The following is a 14,186-nucleotide window of genomic DNA, read 5'->3' on the forward strand; positions in this document are numbered from 1 at the left end:
GATGGCGCTCTCTCCATTAATATTTTTAGGCACCTCGACTTGGACCTATGAAGGCTGGAAGGGGCAGGTTTACAACAAAGCTTATCCCAAGAGCCGGTTCAAACAGGACTGTCTGGCTGAATATGCCGACTACGAATTCGCCGGACAGAAATTGTTTCGCACGGTCGGCATTGACCATTCATTCTATGGGCCGCCCTCAGCCCGGCAACTGGCCCATTACGCGAGCTTGCTGCCGGCGGGATTCAAGGCCTGCGCAAAGGTGTGGGAAGAAATCACCGTACCGGCGTACCCGTCAGGCTTGCGGTATGCGAAAAAATCCGGAGCGAATCCTCATTTTCTGGATGCAGGCTATTTCATAGAGCAGGTGCTGGCTCCCTTCGCCGAAGCATTCGAAGAGCACACAGGCCCCTTCATTCTGGAATTTCAGCGGACCGGGATCGGAGCGAAAGAGTTTTTGCCGCGGCTCGACCGATTTCTCGCCCAAGTTCCGACGACATTCGACTATGCGGTCGAAGTTCGTAATCCCGCCGTCCTGAGCGCGGACTATCATTCCATCCTGAAGACGCACGGCGTGAGCCACGTCTATACCCATCTTTACGGCATGCCGTCTCCCGAACAGCAGCACACTAAGCTTGGAGAAACCTTCACGGCTCCCTTTGTCCTGATGCGGCTTCTCACGCCTCTTGATAAAAAGTACCATGATGCGGTCAAGGCCTATCAACCGTACGATAAGCTCGTGCATCCTCTGCCCGACATGCGCCGGCAAACGGTGACTTTGGTGAAGAGAGCCGTCGCGGATCAGCGGCGCGCTTATGTGCTGGTCAATAATCGTTCGGAGGGGAATGCGCCGGACACGGTCAAAGCGCTCTACGCCAGGCTGGCCGGATCGCAGCCCGAAGTAGAATAACCGGACAGTTTCCCCGGGCCTCTACGGTTTCACCGCAACTTTGAGAACTCCATCGCGGCGTTCGCCGAACAATTGATATCCTTCTTTGATTTCATTGAGTGAGATCCGATGGGTGAGCAACGGCGTCAGATCCACCCTGCCGCGCCGCACGATCTCCATGAGGCGTCGCATGCGATCCTTGCCGCCGGGACAGAGAGTCGTGACGATCCGATGGTCGCCCAAGCCGGCCGCAAATGCTTCATAGGGCATCTGAAGTTTTCCGGAATAGACTCCAAGGCTGGAGAGCACTCCTCCTGGCCGCAAGCAGCGCAAGGCATTTTCAAAGGTCTCTTGCACGCCGAGTGCCTCAATCGCCACGTCGACTCCCCCGCCCGTCAACCGTTTCACTTCGGCCACGACATCGTTCTCTCGATAATCCAGCGCGACATCGGCACCCATCTGCCGGGCCATTGTGAGACGCCGCTCATCCCCCTCCACCGCAATAATCAAGGCCGCACCTCGCAGCTTCGCCCCGGCGGTGGCACAGAGTCCGATCGGGCCTTGCGCAAACACGACGACCGCATCGCCGATGCGAACCTCTCCGGCTTCCGCTCCACTGAAACCGGTGGAGGCGATATCGGCCAACAACAGCACTTGTCCGTCGCTCAGCTCATCCGGGATCTTGGCGAGATTGGCCTGAGCGAAAGGCACCAGGAGAAACTCCGCCTGTGCCCCGTGGATGGTATTGCCGAACCGCCATCCTCCCATCGCTTCATACCCGGATCCATGCCCGCACTGAGCCCAGTGTCCCGAGAGGCACGCGCGACATTGCCCGCAGGGCGTGATAGCGCCGACCAAGACCCGGTCGCCCACGGTATACCCCGTCACGCCGGGGCCCAGCTCATGAACCACGCCGACCGGTTCATGACCGATGATTAATCCGGGCTTCACCGGATACTCGCCTTTCAGGATATGCAGGTCGGTCCCGCAGATAGTCGTCAGCGTAATCCGGATCACCGCCTCGCCGAACGAGGCACGAGGCCGTTCAACTTCCTCCACGCGAATATCGTTCGGAGCATGGAATACGGTCGCTCGCATCTTCATGATTCCTCCTTCAGCCGCGGTCCTTCATTCGCAGCCGACTCGTTTTCCGGATCGCACGATTCCTTCCTGATCGGCGAAGAAGTAGAGATGGCAGTTCTCAAAGCCGTACATCGGCAGCAACCCGTATTCATCGGCCTGGCCCGGCATGCGGTCAATACCAAAGTCCCAAACCATCTCGGTCATTCCGTCTTCCACATCATGGGGATGGAGATTGGGCGGCCCCAGCTCCAGGTATAGATCCGGGACCGGCTTGCCGAGCCACCGGTTGATGACGTCATCCCAGGTGTTATAGGGTCCCTTGACACCAGGATCCTTGCCGGACGCGCAACCGAGCACCAGGCAGATCACGCAACCGCCCACCGCCCGCCGCATAGAGGCTTGCTTCATCCAGCGCATCATCCTATCTCAGATTCGATCATACGCAGCGGGGAAGGATCTGGCAATCGAGAACAGTACGATCCGCGTGATCCCACATAGAATCGACCGTGACAGAGCAATGGTCTGTGCCGGATCCCTTCCCACACTTCAGCCAGGCTGGGTTACGGGCAACAAGACGTCTCCTCGGCTGCGTCTACTGGGCAAGTGGGATCGGGAAGCGGGCGCTTTTTACCGCCCCATAGACACATACCACGAAGCTCGCTCCTTCAAACCGCTATGGATTCAGAACCGGACTGTCGATTGAGTCACATCTCACAGAAGTCCGTTAATGGTTCGACGGCCTTTCCGATAAAGATGCGGTCGACGCTTACGGTGGACAGGTGAGCGTCGAGAGCGAAAGAGGAGCGGGAACGTCATTTCATATCGTGGGCGTATCGGCGACCCATAATTCTGTCATCCGCCAATGATTACTTTCGGCCATGCTCTGCACAATGGCCGGGGCTGCGTCCTCTATCGTTGTGGTCACGTCCAAGACGGGAGCAACTGCATGAGGAGCCCGAATTTGAGAGCCATCTCACCCAAGGAGGTCTGTCATGGCTCTACCATCATGTGCGGTGATCAAATTTACTTCGAAATTGAAGGATGCCGATGTGCAGGACGCGGTCCGCGTGATGAACCGGCAGATCATGGAAGATTTTATGCCCATTTGGGGGTATCGGCGCACGCTGAAGTACATTGCAGCAGGCTTCGAGCAAGCCGATGACAACACCTTGAAGGAAGAAAAGATAGCAGCCGACAGCGTGGTGTATTTGCTTGACGAGTCGACCTTGCCGGGCGCGTTGGGCTATCACGATCTTAACACGCGCGATATTCCGGTCGGATTCGTCTTTGTCTTGGACCCCAACGACTGGACAACCACGTTGTCACACGAGGTGTTGGAATTGATCCTGGACCCGACGGTCAACATCCTCATTCCTGGTCCCCATCCGAAAGATCCGCAAAACATAGTGCTGCACGCCTACGAGGTTTGTGATGCGGTGGAGCGCATGAGCTATAAAATCGACGGCATCGACGTATCCAACTTCTTGACAAATCTACTTTACGGTTGGAGAACAGATCGGATCCCGGAACGATTTTTTGGGAGTGGGCGTACCATCGTTCGGCGTGACCAAAGGAAGCCATATCGCGTTTTTCAATCTCCAAACCAACGAGTGGGAGCAAGTGATCGGCCAGCAGTCGTCGCCGGTGAGGGCACTCGCGCAGCGCGCGGAGCAACATGAGCATCCAAAGCCAAAGAGGGATGAATTGAAGCTGGCTTCCATCCTCGACGACTACAAGGCCAACTACAAGAAGCGGAGTGCTGCGCCGGCGCTTTCCGGTCTTCCGAAGCTGCGCGGTGTGACTCGCACGTCGCGTTACGAGGCGCTCGGGGAAAAGATGAAAGCGCAGGCAAAGGTCCACCGCTAAGGGATGACGAGTAGCCTCGATCCGTATCCAAAGCGATACAGGCCTGTATCCGATTCGGTACAGGCCCGTATCTTTTCACCGATACGAGGCGTAGGAAGATTGCTGTCGTCAGTACAGGATCCCCTATCTGCGACTCAACCTCCTGAGATACTTCGGCCCGCTGAGTAAGAGTCCCGTCGAAGATCAACCTCAGAGCAGTCAGCAAGAGCAATCACCAGCAAAAGAAAAGGATTTGTGATGGCTTAGCTCATCATTGGATCATCGTGTATCCTCGTATCCACAGTTCTGCCAAAGTAGAAGCGCACCCGATAAATCGGAATTGGCCGCCTCCAAATGCTGCACTAAGGAATAGCCGCAAACCCATAGATTTTGATATAAGCCAGGCAACGAGAACTGCGCAGTAATCGGGCCGATAGCTTGTCGACAAGGAGAATTTTATGACAGAAAAAGCAGCCGGCATTCCATCACCCTCACTGCCACAAAAAGACAACCCCTTCGAGCGAGCGGAGCGCGAAGCGCAATTGTTCAGTTCCCGCAAGGTCTATGAATACAGCAATGCGACAGGGCTCCCCATGCCAATGGCCGCAGCCAGGGCTGCAATTGTGCAACTGCCCGACCTGGTCGGCTGGATCGAGGGGCAGGGCATCAATCAGGCGAAAACCTTTGCCGATTTGGGAATTTGGAAACTGGAAACCGGCGGCTCGCCGGGCTTCTCCAGTTTTGCTGACTACGCCAAGGTCTTCACCATCTTCGAGGCGCCGGATATCATAGACACGTGGCAGGATGACAGAATCTTCGCGTCGCAGCGGATGGCCGGTCTTAATCCAATGGCGCTGAATCTCGTGACAAGTGACGGATCGGCGGGCATGGGCTGGGCGCAGCTTTCTCTCAAACTATCGGCAGCGATCAATGATCAGGCCATTCAACCACTGCTCGGCCCAACTGCCACCATCCAACAAGCGATTCAACAAAACAGACTTTTTGTGACGGACTTCGCGCCGCTGCAGGCAGCAGTGGCCAGTGAGACGGCGCCGGGTTGGCAGAAGGGCAAACCGCTCATGGCTCCCCTCGCCTTGTTCGTGAAGACCGATAATTTCCCAGGACTTTTGCCACTGGCCATTCAACTCGGCCAGAGTCCCGATAGTCCAGTCTACCTGGCCTCGGAAAGCAAAAACCCCGGCAAGCAATATCAATGGCTCATGGCCAAGACCTTCCTCCAATCGGCTGACCTGAATCTCAATCAAGTCCTCAATCATCTTTGTTTCACTCATCTGATCGAGGAAGCCTTTGCCGTAGCGATGCACCGTCGATTGGCCTGGCAGCACCCCCTGTACTGCCTGCTGCAGCACCATTTCGCTGCCTTGCTTGTGATCAATCAAGCTGGCGTGCTGACCTTGATCAACTCCACCGGAATTATCCAGCAGATCCTGGAGGGCGGCGTCAGCGGCTCCTTTCAGCTCATCGAGAACGCATATAAAGACTGGACCTTTGATGACATGGATTTCCTGGAGAACCTGAGAAAGCGCGGTGTGGACGACCCTCAAAAGCTGCCTTACTATCCGTACCGCGACGACGGCCAACTGATTTGGGATTGCCTTGGCAATTATGTGAAGGACTATCTGAGCATCTACTACTTGAGCGACGAGGATGTCGCCGCGGACTATGAGCTTCAGAATTGGGCCAAGCAATTGTCCGGCGATCTCGATTCTGCCGCAGGAATCGTACGGGGATTCCCAAAGTCGATTACAACTCGTGAACAGTTGTCTCAGATCGTCCAGCGAATCATCTGGACGGCGGGCCCTCAGCATGCCGCGGTGAACTTCCCTCAGGTGGACTTCACGACCTTCATTCCGAATGCCGTCGGCGCCACGTATACACCGCCCGTTCAAGGCGACGTGAGCGAGAAGATGTTGCTCGAGATGATGGCCCCCCAAGCGCAGACAGAGGTCCAGGTCCAGGCGAGCTACTCATTGGCGGGTTTTCATTACGACCAGTTGCTTGATTACACCCTGGACAGCCGAGATGGATCGACGGATATCGTCGAAAAGTATCGCCAACAACTCGTCACCGTAGTACGTGAAACGATCGTCGCCAGAAACCAGCAACGGTCAGGACTGGAGGGCTTGCTCGCTTATCCTTACTTCCTTCCGGAGAATATCCCGAACAGCACCAGCGTCTGAAGGGGGCGGTCTGAGAGCCGCCGCACACTTTTCAAATTATTGTCTTGGCTGCCGGCCTTCAGTGCTTTGGCACTGATTTTCGAGACCCTAAGACATCAGCGGACATGGCCCGCTGATTAAGAGTCCTGCCGGGGAGACTCCACCTCCTTGATCCCGCCACCCGTGCCCAGGATGACCGCCATATGGGAATACTCAATGCGAAGACCGAATCGCGCGCCGTCTTCGAGCGTTTGTTGGATCATGGCCGAGATGATGGAAGGTTGATAATCACGTAACCTGCTCATTGGCCAACTCGACGCAACAGAAATAGTGCGTTCCGATGCGCTTTCCCGGTTAGAGTTTGGACGCGCTTTGTGGCCCCGGCCTGTTAGACCTGCATATCTCATCAGCCAAGGGCTATTCCTAGTAGCCGGATAACAATAGTAAGTTATCCTAGGTATACCGTCATGATGACAACGTCGCAGAACCGGGGAGGTAGACGATGAGTACAATCCTATTGTTAATTTTGGTACTGGCGCTTGTCGGGGCGCTGCCGACTTGGCCCTATAGTCGTGGCTGGGGTTACTATCCGAGTGGGCTCGTCGGAGTTCTCTTAGTCGTGATCGTCCTGCTTGTACTGACTGGAAGGCTGGGATAACTATGTGCGATGCACCTAACAAGTGGAGGAAAACTATGCGCAACTTTATAGGAATAGTTTCAATGCTACGTCACTACAGGCTGCCGATCCGATGAAGGAGAAAGAGGCTAAACCATCTATGGGGGAGCGGCTGACGAAGGATGCCGTGAAGGCACATTAACGAAGATGGATGGAGAGTATTACGTCATAGAGAACACAGACGGCGAAAAGGTGAGAGTACACGTGGACAAAAGCACCAAGCTAGATAAGGTCGTGGTAGGTGACAAAGTCAAAGCGTATGTGACCGACCAGGGGCACGTCACCACGCTACAACGGCAAGAGAAATAAGTAAGCAGCTCCAAGACGTAGAGCGGCGGCCGGCTTGTAGCAGATGTCCGCCGCGTGGCCGAACCGGGGCATACTTTCAAGTGTATAACTCAAGACTTCATCTGACAGACAGCGAGTCCTCACCGGGTTTAGGCCGCTAACATTTTCTCCTTGGCCAGCGGCACACTGTCGATGAAGGTGTGCATGGGCGTCTTGCCATAGCACCAGCGGCCCTGATGAGGGCGCTGCTCGTTGTACTCCTGTATCCATGCATCCAGGTCGGCCTGGAGTTCCTCCAGCGTCCGATAGATCTTCTTCCGGAACGCCACGCGGTAGAACTCGTTCAACATCGTTTTGTGGAACCGCTCACAGATCCCGTTGGTCTGGGGATGCCGCGTCTTGGTGCGCGTGTGATCAATGTTCTCCACGGCAAGGTACAATTCGTACTCATGGCGCTCCGGCGCGCCACAGTATTCCGTGCCGCGATCGGTGAGCACACGGTTCAGCGGAATGTCGTGCTGCTCGAAAAACGGCAAGACTCGGTCATTGAGCAATTCCGCGGCCGTCACCGGCGTCTTTCGGTCGTATAGCTTGGCAAAGCCGACTTTGCTGTAGGTATCGATGAAGGTCTGTTGATAGATCCGGCCCACGCCCTTCAACGTCCCGACGTAGAACGTGTCCTGCGCGCCGCAGTAGCCGGGACATGCGCTCTCGAATTCCCCGTGCGCTTCTTTATCCGCGGTGGCCTTCTCGAGCGCCACCACTTGCGCATCGGTGAGCACCAGACCTTCTTGCGCCACCTTCGCTTCCAGCGCCTTCAATCGTTTCCGCATCGTTTCGAGATCATGGCGGAGCCAGATGCATCGCACGCCCGCCGGGGAAATCGTCAGGGCCTGCTTGCGCAGTTCATTGGCCACGCGGGCCTGCCCCCAAGCCGGCTGCTCAATGGCCATCTGCACAATCACCTGCTCCACTTCAGGCGCCACCCGATTCTTGAGGAGGGGTTTCTGTCGCGAAATCTCTTGGAGGGCGGCCTCGCCGCCCCTGTCGTAGAGTTCTTTGAACCGATAGAAACTATCTCGGCTATACCCCATCAGCTGACAGGCTTTGGAGACATTACCGAGCTGCTTCGCCAGTTCCAACACGCCGACTTTGGCCTTGATGATCTTCTGCTCCGTCGTCATTGTCCTCGCTCCTTTCGAAAGAAGGAGGACTCTACCTGACTGTCAGATTAAGTTCTAGCTTTCACATTTCAAGCTAGGCGTTGGGCTGTTTACCAGCACTCTTGCGCCGGACTCGCTGGCCACAATAGCGGCACATCCATAAGTCCGGGATATATCGCTGTCCGATCTTTGCCACGTCAAATCGGTGGGCACACAAAGTCCCACCTACACTTGTCCCCGCCGCTGTCCTCGCCGTCTGCTTAGTTTGCATGTCATCGACTCCTAAAAAAGATTAGCCGGTACTTCATCATCATAGAAGTATCCGGTCCTTTGGCAAGCTAGGCATACTCCTCAAAACAGGAGCAAGGTATCCCCGGTCCATTGGGGTACACAGATTTTTTTCACCTGGTTGGCCTTAAACTAGGGCCATGCCGAGGGCAGCGCGGTAACCTGGAGCGTTACCATAGCTCATACGGTGTACGCTCTTGAACAGGATCATTCATGCATCCCGCCCCGACAAAGACCGTGTTACTGGTCGATGATCAGCCGTTTATGCGGAAAGGTATTCGAAGCGTCCTTGAAGCCTATGAGGATATACAGATCGTTGGAGAGGCACGCAATGGACTGGAAGCCATCCAGTATGCTCGCATGCTAAAACCCCATGTTGTTCTCATGGACATCAACATGCCGCAGATGGACGGCATCCAGGCCGCGGGAATTATCAACCAAGAATATCCCGACACGATTATTGTCGGACTGACCGTTCTAGAACACGTCAGCATGCCGACTGCTCTCTTCCCTGCTGGTTTCACCAGGTATCTCGACAAAGATTGCATTGTGGAAGATCTCTACCCGACGATTACCCGATGTTGTAACCGCGCTGTCTAAAATTCGTCAGCCCAGCAACGGGGCGGCTATTCGCTCGGTGTCCGGTGGTCCTACCGTCATACAAACGCCCTGAGCATGAAGTGACCCACGAGAACAGCTTGTTTGTCATCTGGCAGCGTCGCAAAGAGCGTGACAGAGGTACCCTGGCTTCATCCCGTGAAAGCCTATTTAGTTGGTGATGCCGAGGAACAGGATCTCTTAATGAAGAGAGCGGTGTCATCGCGTACCTTTCGTTTAACCTGTTCTTCTTCATGTTGCCCTTGTGCCTGTAACGCCACGATCTGTTGATCCAGGCGGGAAACGCTGGTGAGCGCGTCTTCGCACTTACGTTCCATGCGAGCATGGAGGTATTGCTTCAGAACTTGGTGCTGCTTCTCATGGACTTGTTCGCGAATCGATTTGGCACCGGCCGTCATATTCAGCTCTTTTGTCAACTCGACGAGTTCAGGTGGGATTGGTTCATCCCCATATAAGCGGTCTAGTTCCTCCAGACTATGGGCTGATGCAGTGGTCATGCGCGGTACGCAAAACATCAGACTTAGAATGATAGAAGCGATGGTCTTACTCAGCATGGTGGCGGCGCGACCATACCAAGCGAATCAGTGCTCGGATACTGGGGAATTCCCCTGGTTCTGGACCCGCATTATCTTCAGATCGTAGTGGTCAGCCGACCTGACCCCCCTCTCTTGGTGATGAAAATCTCCCCGTACCCCGGCTATTTTTGGAAAGAGGAACTCCCTGATAAGGAAGCTACTTATGCTCGGCTAGGCATAGCAATAGCCGCCCTTGCTTGGCACAGTGTCACTGTAACCGTGAGTGTAACCGTCCAGGCACTGCCGAGCGCTACCAACCTGCAATGAATGCAGTCACACCCCGCCGCTATTTCGCGCATCATTCCTGCCATTCTTGCATTGGATCAGCATCGGACTGGTCTGCCATTTACTCCATATGTTGGTCTTGAAAACCTGACCTACCAATCCGCCCCCATCCGATCGACCACGATCTGTCGCACGATCGTGCGCGGTCCCAATGTCGCGAGGTACACCGCCGTTTCCGCAACATCGAAGGGATCGATTTTCTTGCTCGAGAGAATCTCTTCTTTCGATGCATCGACAAGTTCATCCGCCACGCCGCCCGGGCAGATTGCACAAACCTTGATCCCGTAGCTCTTTCCTTCGTCCGCCAACGTGTTGGTCAGCGCCATGATGCCGAACTTTGATGCGCTGTAGGCGCCGGTGCCGGCCCAAGCCTGGACGCCGGCGACGCTCGACATATTGATAATCACGCCTCCGCCACCCTTCTGCATAACTTTGAATCCCGCTCGGCAACAGAAAAACGTCCCGCGCAGGTTCGTATTGATCACTTCATCGAATGCCTGCGTGGTCGTCTGCGCCAGATGCCGGCCGCCAAAGATACCCGCATTGTTGACCAGAATATCGAGCCGTTGGTATCGCTTGACCGTTTCCGCGATCAATCGTTCGACGTGATGCTCCTCACCGACGTCCGTCTGGATCGGAAAGGCCTCCCCGCCCGCTTGTCTGACCTGCGCCGCGGTCTGCTCGCACAAAGTGTATCGACGCGCGGCGACGACAACTTTCGCCCCCTCCTGCCCAAACCGCAATGCGATCGCCTTGCCGATTCCGCTGCTGCTGCCCGTTACAATCGCGACCTTGTCAGCCAACCGCTTCATATCGGCTCCTTTCATCATTGCTTTCCCGCGCCGTCTCTCTCTAGACTGCGGGACGGCCGTTGCACAGAATATGGAATGTCCGCATCATAGGGCGTTGGAAGGAGAACAGTATCGTGGGCGTACAAGACTTAACGCTGGAGCAACTAAAAGAACTCGTGAAGGGCCTGGTCGATGATCGGCTCCGCGAATTGCTCGGCGATCCGGATCTTGGGGCGCCGATGGGCGAGGCGTTGCGCGAACGATTGAAACGGTCCTTGGCCTCGACCGGACGGATCAGTGGCGATGACATCGCCGAAAAGCTTGGGCTTCGCTGGTAACGCCATGGCTTGGTTCCGTCTTTCATTCCGGCCTGAAGTCGCCGATGATTTGCAACGGATCGAAAAACCCCTCGCGCAGCGGCTCTTTGAAAAGACCAAATGGCTGGCTTCGAACGTGGAAAACCTTCGCCATGAACCGCTCTCACCGGACCTCCCCGGGATGTCGAAATACTCAGTCGGTGAATGGCGCATCTTTTACTCCATCGATCGTGGCGAGCAGATGGTGGATATCCACTGTATCGCCCACGAACGGGAGATGAGGTGAATGCCGATGCTCAACGTGACCCTCTCGGCCATTGAGAAGCTGAAGACCCTTATCGAAGAACATCCGGAAGACCCGGTCGTTCGCATCACGCTTACCGATATTGACGAGACGCGGCTCTCTTTCAGTATCGTTTTGGATAATACCGCCCAACCAGAAGACGATGTGCAGGACTTGGATGGTGTGACGATTGCCATCGAAGGCAAGAGTGCGCCGCGCATGGACGGCATCACGCTTGATTATCGCGAACCGGAAGGTTTCAAGTTTCTCCATCCCAATGATCCCAACTTGATCAAACTGACCCTGCCGCAGTTGAATTAACCCTAAACCATTTTTTTACCAGTACAAGCTGCGCTTCTGCGCCAGCGACGCTCCGATAGGAAAACACACAAAGTACTTGGGCTTAAGCCTCAATTCGAGCAAGATGCGTCCGCTGGTAACTTGCGACTATGACAACCGGTGAGTTCTGCAATGATTAAACTTTTTCTTCCTCGCGGTGGTGCGAAGCGCCTGCGAACAGCCGAAATTCCTAATTGAACTGGTAAGGCGATTGCAGCACCGCGAACTGAGCAGGAAGAACTCCTCCAGTGCGAAGAACTGGATAAGTCCAAACAGCAATCCGGTGCAATCCTATTCTGTCGCATGAAGGGGGCTGAAGGACGCGGCCATCGCTCGCGTGACGGTTTTGTAGTGCTTCGCGATTGAAGACCCCCCATAAATGGCCCTTCCACCCGTCGCGGCACACCACCACAACATTCAGTGAAGAAAAGCGCCGGGCAAGGAAAGCTGGGACGCCGACATCACTGAAAGAGCGGGGGTGCCAAAAGAGGCCTTGTCGTGAAGGAAGACCGGTACTGACCACGGCACTGTGGTCGTTGGCGACCACAGCTACGGGAATTTCGGAAGGCTTCCGCACGGCAAGACCGGGAGGGCCGCTCCGAGGAGTGCGGAGCCGAGCCCGGCTTCCATTGCCCTAAACGCTGAATGACCCGGCTGCACATGCTGTTCCTCTATGGTGCGAATTCTGACCTGAACCTAGAACTTTTGCGGCGGCGGCACGTTATCGACGTGCACGGAGAAGCAACCCCGTTCAAGGTCCTGCACATAGCGCCTGAGCGCGTCGCGCACGACCTGAAACGCGAGCAGATCCCATGGGATGTCGCTCGGCTTGAACAATTTCACCTCCAGGCTTTCAAGGCCGGCCTTGAACAGCGGCTCTTGCATCATCCCGCGAAACACCATATAGACTTGGCTGATATGAGGGATGCTCAGCACGGCGTGTAAGGACAATACTTTGACCGTCGCATGGGCCTCTTCGAAAGTCTCGCGGGCCGCGGCCTCCTCCGTGCTCTCTCCGGTTTCCATGAAGCCGGCGGGAAAGGTCCACAGCCCGACCTTCGGTTCGATCGCCCGCCGGCACAAGAGAATCTGATCCTGCCATTCAGGAATGCAGCCGGCCACGATTTTCGGATTATGATAATGAATCGTCTGGCAGGTGTCGCACACGAACCGGGGCAGATTATCCCCCGACGGAATCTTTTGGCTGACGGCGCAGCCGCATTGGCTACAGAATTTCATAGACCACGATTGCTACAGAATGGATAGCACAAATCACCGCTTCTTTGCACCCTGCCCGCGCGGCCTTGAACCGGTTCTCGGCGATGAACTGCGGGAACTCGGCGCGCAGCAGGTCGCTATCACCGCGGGCGGCGCGGAGTTCGAGGGATCATGGGCGGTCTGCTATCGGGCGAATCTTGAAAGCCGGATCGCCAGCCGGATCTTGTGGCGACTGGGAGAGACACCGTACCGGACCGAAGCGGATATTTATCAGGCGGCGCACAGACTGAGGTGGCACGCCTGGTTCCCCGCACGGCGGACTATCAAGATCAAAGTCAGCGCGCAGGACTGCCCGCTCAAGAGCCTCGACTTCGTGACATTGCGCGTCAAAGACGCAATCTGTGATTGTTTCCGAATATCCGCCGGACGCCGGCCTGACGTCGACACCCGCAATCCCGATGTGCGCGTCGCGGTGTTTCTTGACCGTAACCGCTGCACCTTCTATCTCGACACGTCCGGTGAGCCTCTCTTTAAAAGGGGCTGGAGGCAGGAATCAGCGGATGCGCCGCTCCGCGAGAATCTGGCCGCCGGCATCCTGCGCCTGGCCGGCTGGCCTCACTATCAGGTGCTGTTCGATCCGATGTGCGGAGCCGGCACCTTCCCCATCGAAGCGGCCTGGATGGCGCAGCGGATCCCGCCGGGAGGCAAGCGGCGTTTCGCGTTCGAGAAGCTGCTGAATTTTGATGAACGAGCCTGGCGTTCACTGCGGGACTCCGGCATCGCCCGGCAATTGCCTTCCTGTCCCGTGCCGATTTACGCGGCTGACCGTGATAAGCGGGCGCTCGAATCGGCGGAAGCTAATCTTAAAACCGCCGGCGTCTCCGGGTCGGTGCAACTCTCTCATGGCGAAGTCCTTGACCAGCAGCCGCCGGCTCCCGCCGGGCTGCTCATTTCCAATCCATCGTACGGGCATCGAGTCGGAGAAGCTGAACTCTTGGCGATGTTCTATCCGCGACTGGGCGACTGGTTGAAACAACGGTTCGCCGGCTGGACTGCGTATTTTTTCACAGGGGATGCACGCTTTCCCAAGCTGTTGCGGCTCTCCCCGTCCAAGCGCACCCCGCTGTTCAACGGCGCCCTCGAATGCCGGCTCTACGAGTTCCGCATCCTCAGCGGCAGTCACCGCCGGCCGCATCGCATGAAACCGGACTAACCTATATTGTTCGCGAACGCTCCCGCTGCATTGCGATGTCGCTGCAGCGAGAAACGTTCGCGCGGCTAGGCCAGACCAATTCCGGGCTTGACAGTGTGCAAGCAGACTCTTATGGTGAAGCTTGGCATGCATCAGCAA

The 14,186-nt window shown here is 56.1% G+C and carries 17 protein-coding genes; 10 read left to right on the forward strand and 7 right to left on the reverse strand.

Annotated features, from left to right (window positions below; genetic code table 11):
* The first annotated feature begins 1 nt into the window (after position 1).
* Complete coding sequence (locus tag ACWGXE_RS11455; RefSeq protein ID WP_447597901.1) at positions 2-907, forward strand: DUF72 domain-containing protein; 906 nt, start codon at positions 2-4, stop codon at positions 905-907.
* Positions 908-928: 21 nt separating this feature from the next.
* On the opposite strand, the gene ACWGXE_RS11460 is transcribed toward ACWGXE_RS11455, so the two are convergent.
* On the reverse strand, positions 929-1,993 hold the full coding sequence (locus ACWGXE_RS11460; protein ID WP_447603711.1) for a zinc-binding dehydrogenase: 1,065 nt from the start codon (positions 1,991-1,993) through the stop codon (positions 929-931).
* A gap of 21 nt (positions 1,994-2,014) precedes the next feature.
* On the reverse strand, positions 2,015-2,377 hold the full coding sequence (locus ACWGXE_RS11465; RefSeq protein ID WP_447597902.1) for a hypothetical protein: 363 nt from the start codon (positions 2,375-2,377) through the stop codon (positions 2,015-2,017).
* A 584-nt stretch (positions 2,378-2,961) separates the two neighbouring features.
* Between ACWGXE_RS11465 and ACWGXE_RS11470 the strand changes: the two genes are divergently transcribed.
* The 3 genes from ACWGXE_RS11470 to ACWGXE_RS11480 all read left to right on the forward strand — a co-directional run bounded on the left by ACWGXE_RS11470 (position 2,962) and on the right by ACWGXE_RS11480 (position 6,015).
* Positions 2,962-3,648 carry a hypothetical protein gene (locus tag ACWGXE_RS11470; RefSeq protein WP_447597903.1) on the forward strand — a complete coding sequence of 229 codons (687 nt, stop codon included), beginning with the start codon at positions 2,962-2,964 and terminating at the stop codon, positions 3,646-3,648.
* Between the two features lie 25 nt (positions 3,649-3,673).
* On the forward strand, positions 3,674-3,835 hold the full coding sequence (locus tag ACWGXE_RS11475; protein ID WP_447597904.1) for a hypothetical protein: 162 nt from the start codon (positions 3,674-3,676) through the stop codon (positions 3,833-3,835).
* Positions 3,836-4,272: 437 nt separating this feature from the next.
* Positions 4,273-6,015 carry a lipoxygenase family protein gene (locus ACWGXE_RS11480; RefSeq protein WP_447597905.1) on the forward strand — a complete coding sequence of 581 codons (1,743 nt, stop codon included), beginning with the start codon at positions 4,273-4,275 and terminating at the stop codon, positions 6,013-6,015.
* Between the two features lie 116 nt (positions 6,016-6,131).
* Here ACWGXE_RS11480 and ACWGXE_RS11485 read toward each other — a convergent pair whose 3' ends face one another.
* Positions 6,132-6,299 (reverse strand): hypothetical protein, encoded by a 168-nt coding sequence (locus ACWGXE_RS11485; RefSeq protein ID WP_447597906.1) that lies wholly within the window; start codon positions 6,297-6,299, stop codon positions 6,132-6,134.
* A gap of 197 nt (positions 6,300-6,496) precedes the next feature.
* Here ACWGXE_RS11485 and ACWGXE_RS11490 point away from each other — a divergent pair, with 197 nt between their 5' ends.
* A complete protein-coding gene (locus tag ACWGXE_RS11490; protein WP_447597907.1) occupies positions 6,497-6,652 on the forward strand; it encodes a DUF3309 family protein in 156 nt (51 codons plus the stop codon).
* Positions 6,653-7,107: 455 nt separating this feature from the next.
* On the opposite strand, the gene ACWGXE_RS11495 is transcribed toward ACWGXE_RS11490, so the two are convergent.
* Positions 7,108-8,142 carry an IS481 family transposase gene (locus ACWGXE_RS11495; RefSeq protein WP_447597908.1) on the reverse strand — a complete coding sequence of 345 codons (1,035 nt, stop codon included), beginning with the start codon at positions 8,140-8,142 and terminating at the stop codon, positions 7,108-7,110.
* A gap of 480 nt (positions 8,143-8,622) precedes the next feature.
* Here ACWGXE_RS11495 and ACWGXE_RS11500 point away from each other — a divergent pair, with 480 nt between their 5' ends.
* Positions 8,623-9,009, forward strand: a complete 387-nt coding sequence (locus tag ACWGXE_RS11500) for a response regulator (RefSeq protein ID WP_447597909.1) — start codon at positions 8,623-8,625, stop codon at positions 9,007-9,009.
* A gap of 164 nt (positions 9,010-9,173) precedes the next feature.
* Here ACWGXE_RS11500 and ACWGXE_RS11505 read toward each other — a convergent pair whose 3' ends face one another.
* Together ACWGXE_RS11505 and ACWGXE_RS11510 are read right to left on the reverse strand one after the other, a co-directional pair.
* Entirely contained in the window at positions 9,174-9,524 is a 351-nt protein-coding gene (locus ACWGXE_RS11505) for a hypothetical protein (RefSeq protein ID WP_447597910.1), read from the reverse strand.
* Positions 9,525-9,979: 455 nt separating this feature from the next.
* Complete coding sequence (locus ACWGXE_RS11510) at positions 9,980-10,699, reverse strand: SDR family NAD(P)-dependent oxidoreductase (RefSeq protein ID WP_447597911.1); 720 nt, start codon at positions 10,697-10,699, stop codon at positions 9,980-9,982.
* A 113-nt stretch (positions 10,700-10,812) separates the two neighbouring features.
* Between ACWGXE_RS11510 and ACWGXE_RS11515 the strand changes: the two genes are divergently transcribed.
* From ACWGXE_RS11515 to ACWGXE_RS11525, 3 genes are read left to right on the forward strand one after another with little or no spacing between them, the layout of a single operon-like run.
* Positions 10,813-11,016 carry a hypothetical protein gene (locus tag ACWGXE_RS11515; RefSeq protein ID WP_447597912.1) on the forward strand — a complete coding sequence of 68 codons (204 nt, stop codon included), beginning with the start codon at positions 10,813-10,815 and terminating at the stop codon, positions 11,014-11,016.
* On the forward strand, positions 10,982-11,281 hold the full coding sequence (locus ACWGXE_RS11520; RefSeq protein WP_447597913.1) for a type II toxin-antitoxin system RelE family toxin: 300 nt from the start codon (positions 10,982-10,984) through the stop codon (positions 11,279-11,281). Before ACWGXE_RS11515 ends, ACWGXE_RS11520 begins: the two co-directional genes overlap by 35 nt.
* Positions 11,282-11,599 (forward strand): iron-sulfur cluster biosynthesis family protein, encoded by a 318-nt coding sequence (locus ACWGXE_RS11525; RefSeq protein WP_447597914.1) that lies wholly within the window; start codon positions 11,282-11,284, stop codon positions 11,597-11,599.
* 714 nt (positions 11,600-12,313) lie between these two features.
* On the opposite strand, the gene ACWGXE_RS11530 is transcribed toward ACWGXE_RS11525, so the two are convergent.
* Positions 12,314-12,856 carry an NUDIX hydrolase gene (locus ACWGXE_RS11530; RefSeq protein WP_447597915.1) on the reverse strand — a complete coding sequence of 181 codons (543 nt, stop codon included), beginning with the start codon at positions 12,854-12,856 and terminating at the stop codon, positions 12,314-12,316.
* 19 nt (positions 12,857-12,875) lie between these two features.
* Here ACWGXE_RS11530 and ACWGXE_RS11535 point away from each other — a divergent pair, with 19 nt between their 5' ends.
* Positions 12,876-14,048: a THUMP domain-containing class I SAM-dependent RNA methyltransferase gene (locus ACWGXE_RS11535; protein WP_447597916.1), complete on the forward strand. Its 1,173-nt coding sequence runs from the start codon at positions 12,876-12,878 to the stop codon at positions 14,046-14,048.
* Positions 14,049-14,186 lie beyond the last annotated feature (138 nt).

This window comes from Nitrospira sp. Nam80 (assembly GCF_965152575.1).

Excerpts from the sequence above, each read along its gene's own strand:
- ACWGXE_RS11455 (WP_447597901.1), top strand. The coding sequence starts at position 2 with ATGGCGCTCTCTCCATTAATATTTTTAGGCACCTCGACTTGGACCTAT.
- ACWGXE_RS11465 (WP_447597902.1), bottom strand. The coding sequence starts at position 2,377 with ATGAAGCAAGCCTCTATGCGGCGGGCGGTGGGCGGTTGCGTGATCTGC.
- ACWGXE_RS11470 (WP_447597903.1), top strand. The coding sequence starts at position 2,962 with ATGGCTCTACCATCATGTGCGGTGATCAAATTTACTTCGAAATTGAAG.
- ACWGXE_RS11480 (WP_447597905.1), top strand. The coding sequence starts at position 4,273 with ATGACAGAAAAAGCAGCCGGCATTCCATCACCCTCACTGCCACAAAAA.
- ACWGXE_RS11485 (WP_447597906.1), bottom strand. The coding sequence starts at position 6,299 with ATGAGCAGGTTACGTGATTATCAACCTTCCATCATCTCGGCCATGATC.
- ACWGXE_RS11490 (WP_447597907.1), top strand. The coding sequence starts at position 6,497 with ATGAGTACAATCCTATTGTTAATTTTGGTACTGGCGCTTGTCGGGGCG.
- ACWGXE_RS11495 (WP_447597908.1), bottom strand. The coding sequence starts at position 8,142 with ATGACGACGGAGCAGAAGATCATCAAGGCCAAAGTCGGCGTGTTGGAA.
- ACWGXE_RS11500 (WP_447597909.1), top strand. The coding sequence starts at position 8,623 with ATGCATCCCGCCCCGACAAAGACCGTGTTACTGGTCGATGATCAGCCG.
- ACWGXE_RS11505 (WP_447597910.1), bottom strand. The coding sequence starts at position 9,524 with ATGACCACTGCATCAGCCCATAGTCTGGAGGAACTAGACCGCTTATAT.
- ACWGXE_RS11510 (WP_447597911.1), bottom strand. The coding sequence starts at position 10,699 with ATGAAGCGGTTGGCTGACAAGGTCGCGATTGTAACGGGCAGCAGCAGC.
- ACWGXE_RS11520 (WP_447597913.1), top strand. The coding sequence starts at position 10,982 with ATGACATCGCCGAAAAGCTTGGGCTTCGCTGGTAACGCCATGGCTTGG.
- ACWGXE_RS11525 (WP_447597914.1), top strand. The coding sequence starts at position 11,282 with ATGCCGATGCTCAACGTGACCCTCTCGGCCATTGAGAAGCTGAAGACC.
- ACWGXE_RS11530 (WP_447597915.1), bottom strand. The coding sequence starts at position 12,856 with ATGAAATTCTGTAGCCAATGCGGCTGCGCCGTCAGCCAAAAGATTCCG.
- ACWGXE_RS11535 (WP_447597916.1), top strand. The coding sequence starts at position 12,876 with ATGGATAGCACAAATCACCGCTTCTTTGCACCCTGCCCGCGCGGCCTT.